Raw genomic sequence first — 10946 nt, 5'->3', positions numbered from 1 at the left:
AAAATATTTTACTGTTGTTTGATTATTGAGTACTTTTAAACTCCAATGAAAGAGTTACGCATTTTACTGATAGAAGACGATACCGATGATATCGAACTGATACAGGATGCGTTGCAGGACAACGATGTTCACAACACAATGCAGGTTCTTAAAGATGGTGGAAGCGTGTCCAGTTATCTCGAAAAAAATAGTATTGTGCCGGATATCATCGTAATGGATTTTAACCTGCCAAAAGTTCACGGAAGAGACATTTTGAAGAACATCAAACGCACCGATCAATACAAACATGTTCCCGTTGTTATCTTAACAACCTCTTCTTCTCAAACTGATATAGACTATTCTTACAAAGAAGGTGCCAGCCGGTACCTCATCAAACCCACCACTACAGAAGGCTTCAGGGATGTTGTAAAAGTGATCCAGGAATTGGCTGGTTGATTAAACAAAATGCCGGGTTGGCCTTCCTTTAATAATCCGCTGTGGAAAAAATACCACAAAATCTATATACCTGCAAGTTCATTCAATAGTTTACCGATCTGTTTCCCGTCCGTGATATGGTCCACTTTGAGCCGCGAGATGGCTTCATTGGGCATATAGGCCACTTCTGCACTAGATGGATCCTGCACGATACAGGTGCCTCCTTTTTCCTTGATGCTCTTCATCCCTTCCGCACCATCTGCGTTGGCACCGGATAACAGGACCGCGACCAGTTGTTCACCATAAGCATCGGCTGCCGATTCGAAACCTGCATCGATACTGGGCCGGCTGTAATTTATTTTTTCCGAATCATCCAGTGAGAACGACCCGTCTTTTTCAATTAGTAAATGATAATCGCCCGGTGCAATGTATATGTGCTGCGCAGCAATGCTGTCTTTGTCGTCTACTTCTTTTACCGGCCATTTTGTTTTATCCGCCAAAATTCCCGCCAGCGATGAGTCGCTTGATGATTTGCGGTGCAGGATGATCACGAACGCATAGGGTGCCGTTTCATCAACAGTGGCAACGATGTTCAGCACCACTTCCAGTGCCCCGGCCGAGCCGCCGATGATCACCACTTGGAACGGAGGTGTCAATTCGTTTTCTGCCATATCTTTTCGTTGTTTACGGGCTTGTACAGCGCACTGACCGCAGAAAATTTAAGGCTCTCCTTCGATCCCAATGCAAGAAACCCGCGCTTCTCCAGGCTGTCGGTAAACAGGGTCAGTACGCGGTCCTGCAGGTTCTTTTCAAAATAGATCAACACGTTCCTGCAACAGATCAGTTGAAACTCGTTGAACGAGCTGTCGGATGTAAGGTTGTGTGTGGATATGATCATCTTCGTGGCGAGCGACTGGTCAAATTTCGCCAGATTGTATTTCGCCATGTAATATTGAGAGAAATCGCGCGTGCCGCCGGATTTTATATAGTTCTCCGCATACTGTTTCATATTCGCCAGCGGAAAGATTCCTTTGCGTAGTTTTTCAAGCACGCCGGGGTTCACGTCCGTTGCATAGATCAGTGATTTGTGCAACAGGTTTGCTTCGTGCAATAAGATGGCCATGGAATACACTTCTTCACCGGTTGAGCAGCCCGCGTGCCAGATGCGTATAAAAGGGTAGGTGGCCAGCATCGGCAGTACATCCGTGCGCAAGGCCTTGTAGAAAGAAGGGTCGCGGAACATCTCCGTCACATTTACCGTTACTTCCTCTACAAAACGGTGAAGGTAATGCGAATCGTTCTGGAGCTTGTAACGGAACTCTGCATAGGAAGGAAAACGATCTATCGACAACAAACGGTTGATCCTTCTTTTCAATGATGCGCGGGAATAATCTGTAAAATCATAGCCATACCTGTCCAGCACATCTGCAAGCAGCTGTTCCATTTCATCATCCTGTATCTGCAATGATTTTTCGTACATAATTATTGTATGAAAGTGCTCATCAGGTTCAATAGTTCATCAATGTTAACCGGTTTTGAAATGTACCCATCCGCACCTGCGGCCAGGCAGCGTTCCCTGTCGCCCTTCATCGCCTGCGCGGTTACGGCAATGATGGGCGTCGAGCGGTTTTGTTCTCGCGCGCGTATCAGCGGGATCGCCTGGTAGCCGTCTATATCGGGCATCATCATATCAAGCAGGATGATATCAACATCCGGGGTTGCAGTTAAAATATGAAACGCTTCTTCCATCCCCAATGCTTTCAGGCACTCAAAACCTTTGGCTTTCAGCACGGCCGACAGTGCAAATACGTTCCTGTTGTCGTCGTCTATGATCAGTATTTTTTTTGCTGGCATGTTTTGCGTTTTATACGTCTGCATCATACAGCCATACCCTTAATAACGACAATAGCTGGTCGATGTCAACCGGTTTGGTAATATAATCCGAGGCGCCTGCGTTGATGCATTTCTCCCTGTCGCCCAGCATTGCCTTAGCGGTTACGGCAATGATCGGGAGGTTGCGGTATTTGCCTTGTTTCCTGATCTCCTGGATGCTTGTATACCCGTCCATTTCTGGCATCATCATGTCCATCAGCACCACATCCACTTTTTTGGATTCTTCCAGTTTTGCCAGCGCTTCTTTTCCATCCATAGCTGAGATCACGTTCATGCTGAGGTTTTCCAATGCCCTTGTTAACGAGTAGATGTTGCGTACGTCGTCGTCTGCGATCAGCACTGTTTTCCCTTTCAACACATCCTGCAGCATACCCAGTTTTTTATATTGGCTGTCTGCGGGTTTGATGTTCTCTTCCACCAGGTGAAGGAAGATCGATACTTCATCTATGATGCGCTGGTAAGAGTAGGCGGTTTTTACAACGATCGAGTCTGCATACTGGCGGATGCGCTGTTCTTCCACCCTTGATAAACTTTTACCGGTGAAGATGATGATCGGCAAATGTTCCAGCCCCGGTGTCTTCTTCACCTTTTCCAATGTTTCATAAGCATTCTGCGCAGGAAGTTCCATATCGAGGATCACGCAGTTCACGTCCTGGCTTTTCAATGCCTGGATGCCCGCGTCTACCGTATTCTTTATCTCCGAGTTCACATGGTATGTTTCGAGGAAGTAGGCGAGGGCCTTTGCATGCTTCGGGTTTTCCTCAACGATCAATACTTTCTGCGGGCCCTGGTTGAGCACATATTCCAGCTTCTGGAAAATATCGTTCATCTTCTCAAAAGCAACGGGTTTGCTTATGAAATCGATCGCACCTTTCGAAAGGCTCTTCATTTTCATTTCGTGCGATGACATCATGTGAACAGGAATATGCCTGGTCTCCGTGTCGTTCTTCAACTCGTCCATCGCCTCCAGTCCATCTTTCACCGGAAGCTGTATATCCATCAAAATGCCGGCAGGTTTGTACAGTTTCGCAAGCGACAAGGCCTCGTCGCCACGAACGGTTACAACGGCTTTGTAACCTTGTTTGTGTGTGAACTCGACCAGCGATTTTGCAAAGTTCACATCGTCTTCCACGATCAGGATCACTTTGTCGTTCCGGTTTATTTTGTTGCGGTCGTCCGGAACATCCGGCGGGATCACCTCGCTGAGGTATTTGTTTTCAACAGGATGGTTTGCCGCCTGTGTTTCTTCCAGCACCTTTGTTGCGATCTGCACCGGTGTTTCAACGGGTTGTTGTGCCGTGTGTTTCAATGGAATGGTAAGTGTGAACGTGCTTCCTTTGCCCACTTCGCTTTTCAAAGTGATCTCGCCGCCCAGCAACTTCGCGAGCTCGCGGCTGATGGAAAGCCCAAGTCCGGTTCCGCCGTACTTTCTTCTTGTGGAGCCATCTTCCTGCTGAAAGGCTTCAAAGATGAGCTGTTGTTTGTCTTCCGAAATTCCGATACCCGTATCCGTAACGGCAAACGAAATGTTGCTGCCCTTCACCGATACGTGTACGCCCACCGAACCACTGGCTGTAAACTTCAGTGCGTTTGCGATCAGGTTTTTCAATACCTGCTCCAGGCGCATGTTGTCTGTTTCAACCGTGCCCGGCACATCGCGGTCTATATCAACCAGGAAGCCGATGTGTTTCTCCTGCGCAAGCGGCTGGAAGATGGAGCTGAGGTTCTTGATCACATCGTGTACAAAAACATCTTCAAACACAAGATCCATTTTTCCCGCTTCGATCTTCGAAAGGTCAAGGATCTCGTTGATCAGCGCCAGCAGGCCCTGCCCGGAACTCTGAATCACTTTTGCGTATTCGATCTGTTCTTCTGTAAGGTTGCTCTCGTTGTTGTCAGACATCAGCCGCGATAACAACAGTATTGAGTTTAACGGCGTCCGCAGTTCATGCGACATATTCGCCAGGAACTCCGATTTGTATTTGGTACTTGCGGCCAGTTGCTCTGCCTTGTTTTGGATCAGGATATTGCGTTCGTTGATCTGCTGGTTCTTTTCTTCGAGCTGTCTTGCTTTTTCTTCCAGTTCGTTGTTGGCGTGAATGAGTTCTTCCTGCTGCACTTTCATCTCTTCATCGGAAGCCTGTAAACGTTGCGCCTGCATCTCGAGCTCTGCGTTTACGTTTTCGAGCTCGTTGTGCTGCGCCTGTAGTTCTTCTGATTGTGATTGTGTTTCTTCGAGCAGTTCCTGCAGCTTTTTCCTGTTTTCTGCAGTAGAAAGCGCGGTGCCGATGGCAGGAGAAACCATTTCAAGGAAAGCGATATCGTTCTGTGTGTAATTCTCCATTGAAGCAAGCTCGATCACACCCGTAACCCTTCCCTCGTAATAGATAGGCGTAGCCATTACGCTTTTTGGTTTTGCCTGCCCCGTTGCATAACTGATCAGGATGCTCGATTCAGGAATGTCTGTTAGCACGATCGTTTTGCCTGTTTGTGCCGCCTGTCCCGCAATCCCCTCACCAATAGCAATTTCCCTGCGTTTGTTCTCGTCGGCAAAAGCAAAACTGTTTACAAGCGAAAGGCGGTCGTCTTCTGCCACATACACAACGCCAACAAGACTGCGTGTATAACCGGCGATGAATACGATGATCTTTGATGAAAGCGACCTGACGTCAACATCACCGATCATTTCTGTGTTCAGGTTTGCGATACCGGTTTGCAGCCATTCTTTGTCAGACAGCAATCCAAAAGAATAAGAAAGTGATTCCGCCATTTTGTTCAGCGAAACGGAAAGGTTGCCGAGGCCATCTGCACCTTCGTCTGTTGCACGTACCTCGTAGTCGCCGGCTGAAATTTTTTCGGCGATCCCCTGGATGATGTGTATCCTGCGGGCAATGTCTTCGTCTTTGTCCTGCAGTTCTTTCTGCAGGATCTGCCTGCGTTTGAAATCGTTGTTGATGCGTACAAAAAACACCAGTGTGATCACGATCGAGAGAATGGCAGCGACCAGTATCAGTAAAGGCGTATTTGCGGAAGACGTTTTTAATTTTCCGGTGCGCTCCTGCAGAATTTTCTCTTCATGATCGGCTATCGCCTTCACGATCCTCCTTGCTTCATCCATGTGCTGTTTGCCTTTCTCGAGCCCCGAAGCATCTATCGTATTCTGGGTCTTTTTCAGTTCGATCAGGTTCTGCAGCAATTGGAGCCGGTTTGCGATCACGGCTTCCAGGTCTGCATAATTCTTTTGCTGTACAGGGTCGGCGTTTGTCAGTTCTTTTGCAGCCTGCAATTGCGACATGGCTTTCTGGTACGCGCCGTGGTAAGGTTCAAGAAACGTTTCGCGGCCGGTGAGCAGGAAACCACGCTGGCCCGTTTCTGCATCTTTCAAGGTAGATAAAGTTCCTTCGATCGTTTGGATGATCTTATCGGTACGTTGTACTTCCTCTACGCTGGTCAGCAGGTTTTTGATGCTGATGTAGGAGGCAATTGAACTAACGATCAGCAGGAACAGCGACAAGCCGAAACCGACCAGTAGATTTCTTTGAAACGTAGATTTCATCGTTATGCGTTTGTTGTTTGGTATTCTGAAGGATCGGTTTGATGCAAAGGCAGCAATACGGAGAACGCGCTTCCTTTACCGGGTTCGCTTTTGGCCGTGATGAATCCTTTGTGTGTTTCCGTTATTTTTTTGGCGATTGCGAGCCCGATGCCCGTGCCCTCAAATGCGTCGGAAGAATGCAGGCGCTGGAAGATCGAAAAGATCTTGTCGCTGTATTCGTCCTGGAACCCAATGCCGTTGTCTTTTACCGTGATGATGCAATATTTCGCGCGCGACACATCAACCGGTTGGGCGTTCCAGTCTTTTTCTTCTATGAGCTCGGCATTTACGGCGATCATAGGGTTCACGCCATCGCGGGAGAACTTGATCGCGTTGGCCACAAGGTTTTGCAACAGTTGCCGCGCCTGGATAGGGATCATTTCGACCACCGGTAAATTGTTTTTCGAGATCACGGCGTTCTTTTCTTCGATCAGGATCTCAAAATCGTTGATGATCTCGTGCAGCACCTTGTTCAGGTCAACCGGTTCAAACTTTTTGGGGATGTCGATGGCGGAATAGGCAAGCACATCGTTTACAAGCGCCGACATGCGGTCTGCCGAGTGTATCACTTTCTGCACATACAGTTCGCTTTTTTCGCCCGGCGTAATTATTTTATCTTTAATGAGGTTCCCAAAGATCTGAATCTTACGCAACGGCTCTTTCAGATCGTGCGAAGCGATGTAAGCAAACTGCTGCAGCTCCAGGTTCTTCTTGGCGAGTTCGGCGTTGGCGCTCACCAGGTTTTCCGTACGCTCCGCGATCTTCTGTTCGAGCGATTGGTTCATGGCATTGAGCTGTTGCTCCGCGTCTTTACGGAACTCGATCTCCTGGCGAAGCTCCAGCTGGATATCGTGGAGTTTTTTGTTCTGGTCGTGGAGACGGCTGAATGTTTTTACTTTCAGCAGGAGGATGTCTGGATCAAACGGCTTGGTAACATAATCGATGCCGCCCGATTTGTAACCTTTCTGTATAAACCGTTTGTCGATGCTCACCGCGGTAAGGAAAATGATGGGAATGTCTTTCGATTTGCTGTACCCGCTGATGGCCTCTGCCACTTCAAACCCATCCATTCCGGGCATCTGCACATCGAGGATCACGAGTTCGTAGTCGGATCTGAGAATTTTCCGGAGGGCCTCTTCACCGGAAGCGGCGGTATCAACCTCGAATTTGTGAAGCTCAAGGATGCTTTTGAGGGAGAGTATGTTTTCCTTACGGTCGTCGACGATCAGTATCATTCAGCCAGGCCTTTTTGCAGGGTAAAAAATCGCGGTCGGAAGATAAACCATTTACAAAGAAATAGCATTGCTTCCCTGCGATAAATAGATTGAATTGGATAGGATATCGGCAAACAGCTAGCATTAAAAAAATCATGCCAGCCTGTGGCCTCTTATATGGCACACCTTTTATGACCGTTGTAGGTATGGCACTTACACTCTATAAAAAGAAACGGAGTTTTACGAAAACACCAGAGCCCACCGGTGGAAAAGCCGATGGCAAGGCATTGCGTTTTGTGATACAGAAACACGATGCCTCGCACCTGCATTACGATTTCAGGCTGGAGATGGATGGTGTATTGAAAAGCTGGGCGGTGCCCAAGGGCCCTTCAACCGACCCGGCAGTGAAACGACTGGCGATGATGGTGGAGGACCATCCCTACGATTACAGGACCTTCGAGGGAATCATCCCGCAAGGGCAATATGGTGGCGGTACCGTTATCGTTTGGGACGAGGGAACCTATGAACCCCTTGAACCGGCTGAGAGCAAAAACGCCCAGGAAAAAGTACTGCTCAAGCAACTAAAGGCGGGCTCGCTCAAGTTCAGGCTGCACGGTGAGAAACTAAAGGGCGAATATGCTTTGGTACACACGCATGGGAGGGGAGAAAATGCGTGGTTGCTCATCAAACACAGGGATGAATATGCAAAAACGAGCGACGTAACCAGGAAAGAAAAGTCCGTTGTTTCGGGCAGAACCCTGAAACAGGTGGAAAAAGCCGCAGACAATGTTTGGAAATCGAACAGGGAGGAAAAAAATACGAAGAAGGCGGTTGATAAAACACCTGCGTTGAAAAAATCCGCTAAGAAAACCGCACCCAAAAAGGCGCCGGCAAAAAAGACAGCCGCAAAGAAAACCACCAGCGTGCGTTCGGCCGCCGCTAAAAAAAAAATTGAACCCGTAGCGGGAAAGAAAGCCGCCTTCCCGAAAGATGTTTCGCCCATGCTGGCAACTTTGGTAGACAAGCCATTTGACGATCCGGGTTGGCAATACGAGATCAAGTGGGACGGATACAGAACCGTTGCCTATTGCAGGAACGGCAAAGTAGAACTGCGCTCACGCAACAACAAATCGTTCAACGAAAAATTCTATCCTGTTTACGATGCGCTGAAAAATGTGGGGATGGATGTTGTGCTTGATGGAGAGATCATCGTTGCAGGCAAATCGGGGATCTCTGATTTTGGCAACCTCCAGAACTGGCGCAGTGAGGCCGACGGGGAACTTAAATTTTATGTATTCGACATTCTGTGGCTCGATGGCAAGTCATTGCTTGATGTTCCGTTAAGTGAGCGGAGAAACATCCTCAGAAGCACCCTTCCGCAAAACGAAACCATATTGCTCAGCGAAAATTTTGACGTGGCGGGAACGAAATTCTTCGCCACCGCTGCCAAAATGGGATTGGAGGGCATCATGGCGAAAAAATCAGATAGCCTGTATACCCCCGGACTCCGAACCAAAGAATGGCTCAAGATAAAAGTGAACCAGCGGCAGGAAGTGGTGATCGGAGGATTTACGAGGAACGACGACAGTTCTAAACTTTTCAGCGCCTTGCTCGTGGGTGTTTACAAAGGAAAAGAACTCAATTATATCGGGAAGATCGGAACCGGGTTCTCGGATGCGTTGCAGAAAGAGATGATGAAGCAGTTCAAACCACTCATCACCAAAACCATCCCGTTTGCCGCGGAGCCTGACATCAATAAGCCATCGAGGTTTCAGCCCAACCCGCCGCACGCAACGGCCACATGGCTCAGGCCGCAACTGGTTTGCGAAGTATCGTTCACAGAAATCACAAGCGACGGGGTAATGCGCCATCCTTCTTTTGAAGGAATGCGCATCGACAAAGCCGCAAAAGACGTAGTTATGGAAAAAGCAACCGCAACAAAAAAGGCCGTTAAAAAAACAAGCGTGCTGCACAGGCAAAAGATCCTGACGGCACAGGAGGGCACGGAGCGAAAAACGTTTCTCAACCCTACGGATGAGACCCAGGTGCGCAAGATCGGTGGTAAAGAGATCAGCTTTACCAATCTCAGCAAGGTCTACTGGCCCAAAGGCAAGATCACCAAACGTGACATGCTGAATTATTATTACCAGGCAGCGCCGTTTATGTTGCCGTATATGAAAGACAGGCCGATGTCGCTCAACCGCCATCCCAACGGCATCAACGGTGAAAGTTTTTACCAGAAAGATGTAACGGGAAAAGTGCCGGACTGGATCAAGACCTTTCCTTACCACACAGACGAAGGGGGCGACCGGAACTTTATGGTTTGCAAAACAGAAGCGGATATTTTATACATGGCATCGCTTGGATGTATAGAAATGAACCCCTGGAGCAGTACCATCAGGAAGCCCGATAACCCGGATTGGTGCATCATAGACCTGGATCCTTCTGAAAGAAACAAATTTGAAAAAGTTGTGGAAGCCGCCAATATGGTAAAGCAGGTACTGGATAGTGCGGAAGTTGATTGTTACTGTAAAACATCCGGCTCAACAGGACTGCACATCTATATCCCGCTTGGCGCAAAATATACATACGAGCAATCCAAGGAATTTGCGCGGTTGATCGTAACGATCGTTACGCACGAGCTGCCCGGTTTTACCAGTATTGAACGGATCGTTAAGAAAAGGAATGGCAAGATGTACCTCGATTTCCTGCAGAACCGCCCGCAGGCCACACTGGCAACCGCATACTCGCTCCGGCCCAAACCGGATGCAACCGTGTCGATGCCCTTGCATTGGGAAGAGGTGAAGAAAGGGTTGAAGATGCAGGATTTTACCATACACAATGCCATCGCAAGGATCAAGGAAGAGGGCGATATTTTTAAACCCGTGCTCGGCAAGGGGATCAACATGAAAAAGGCGATCGAAAATTTACAAAACCTGAGTGCAGAAGAATAAACAGTGTATATGGCCAAAGCAAAAAAACAAACGAAACCCCGTCAATCGCAACAACGGCCGGGATCAGAAACAAGGATGCATCCCAAACCGGTATCGGAACCCGTGTACCCGGGGAGCGGACGGTTGCGGGATAAAAAGTTATTGATCACCGGGGGCGACAGCGGCATCGGTAAAGCCGTGGCCATTCTTTTTGCCAAAGAAGGCGCAGATGTTGCCATCGTTTACCTGAACGAGAACGCGGATGCGCGCCAGGCAAAAAAAGAGGTGGAACAGTACGGCAGGCAATGCCTGTTGATCAAGGGCGACCTGGCCAAAGAAGCGTTCTGTAAAAAAGCGGTGAAAGAAACCGTGAAACAGTTTGGGCGCATCGACATCCTGGTAAACAATGCGGCACTGCATTACGAAACAAAAAAGATCGAAGACATTACCACGGCCAAACTGCAGAAAGTGTTCGCGGTAAATGTATTCGCGATGATCCACATCATACAACATGCTTTGCCTTTTATGAAAAGAGGCAGCTGCATCATCAATACTTCTTCTGTAACGGCATACCGCGGCAGCAAGCATTTACTGGATTATGCGGCAACAAAAGGTGCGATCGTTTCATTCACACGCAGCCTGTCGGCCAACCTCGTAAAAAAAGGAATACGCGTAAACGGGGTTGCGCCCGGGCCGATCTGGACGCCGTTGATCCCCGCCAGTTTCAAGGCAAACCGCGTGTCGCACCACGGCGCCGAAACGCCGATGGAGCGGGCGGGCGAACCGGCAGAAGTGGCGCCCGCTTTCCTGTTCCTGGCAACGGAGGATTCATCATACATAACGGGTCAATTCATTCATCCCAACGGGGGAGAAATTATTAACGGTTAAATTATTTTT

At 48.5% G+C, this 10946-nt stretch carries 8 protein-coding genes; 3 read left to right on the top strand and 5 right to left on the bottom strand.

The window, feature by feature from the left end; genetic code table 11:
• The first annotated feature begins 45 nt into the window (after positions 1-45).
• Complete coding sequence (locus GWC95_RS11290) at positions 46-435, top strand: response regulator (protein WP_161818833.1); 390 nt, start codon at positions 46-48, stop codon at positions 433-435.
• Between the two features lie 62 nt (positions 436-497).
• Here GWC95_RS11290 and GWC95_RS11285 read toward each other — a convergent pair whose 3' ends face one another.
• The 5 genes from GWC95_RS11285 to GWC95_RS11265 are packed head-to-tail and all read right to left on the bottom strand — an operon-like array spanning position 498 to position 7137.
• Positions 498-1085 (bottom strand): chemotaxis protein CheB, encoded by a 588-nt coding sequence (locus GWC95_RS11285; protein WP_161818832.1) that lies wholly within the window; start codon positions 1083-1085, stop codon positions 498-500.
• Entirely contained in the window at positions 1067-1894 is an 828-nt protein-coding gene (locus tag GWC95_RS11280; RefSeq protein ID WP_161818831.1) for a CheR family methyltransferase, read from the bottom strand. Before GWC95_RS11280 ends, GWC95_RS11285 begins: the two co-directional genes overlap by 19 nt.
• A gap of 2 nt (positions 1895-1896) precedes the next feature.
• A complete protein-coding gene (locus GWC95_RS11275) occupies positions 1897-2268 on the bottom strand; it encodes a response regulator (RefSeq protein ID WP_161818830.1) in 372 nt (123 codons plus the stop codon).
• 10 nt (positions 2269-2278) lie between these two features.
• On the bottom strand, positions 2279-5863 hold the full coding sequence (locus GWC95_RS11270; protein ID WP_161818829.1) for a response regulator: 3585 nt from the start codon (positions 5861-5863) through the stop codon (positions 2279-2281).
• A gap of 2 nt (positions 5864-5865) precedes the next feature.
• Entirely contained in the window at positions 5866-7137 is a 1272-nt protein-coding gene (locus GWC95_RS11265) for a sensor histidine kinase (protein ID WP_161818828.1), read from the bottom strand.
• Positions 7138-7271: 134 nt separating this feature from the next.
• Here GWC95_RS11265 and ligD point away from each other — a divergent pair, with 134 nt between their 5' ends.
• The gene (ligD, locus tag GWC95_RS11260; protein ID WP_237722142.1) at positions 7272-10070 is read left to right on the top strand and encodes a DNA ligase D; all 2799 of its coding nucleotides are present in this window, start codon (positions 7272-7274) and stop codon (positions 10068-10070) included.
• A gap of 9 nt (positions 10071-10079) precedes the next feature.
• Positions 10080-10937, top strand: a complete 858-nt coding sequence (locus tag GWC95_RS11255; RefSeq protein WP_161818827.1) for an SDR family oxidoreductase — start codon at positions 10080-10082, stop codon at positions 10935-10937.
• Positions 10938-10946 lie beyond the last annotated feature (9 nt).

Origin of the sequence: Sediminibacterium roseum (assembly GCF_009939005.1) — a bacterium.
In the GTDB taxonomy this organism is placed as follows: Bacteria; Bacteroidota; Bacteroidia; order Chitinophagales; family Chitinophagaceae; genus Sediminibacterium; species Sediminibacterium roseum.
Note: the sequence above shows the minus strand (reverse complement) of the source record. Positions and strands in the feature narration are given on the sequence as shown.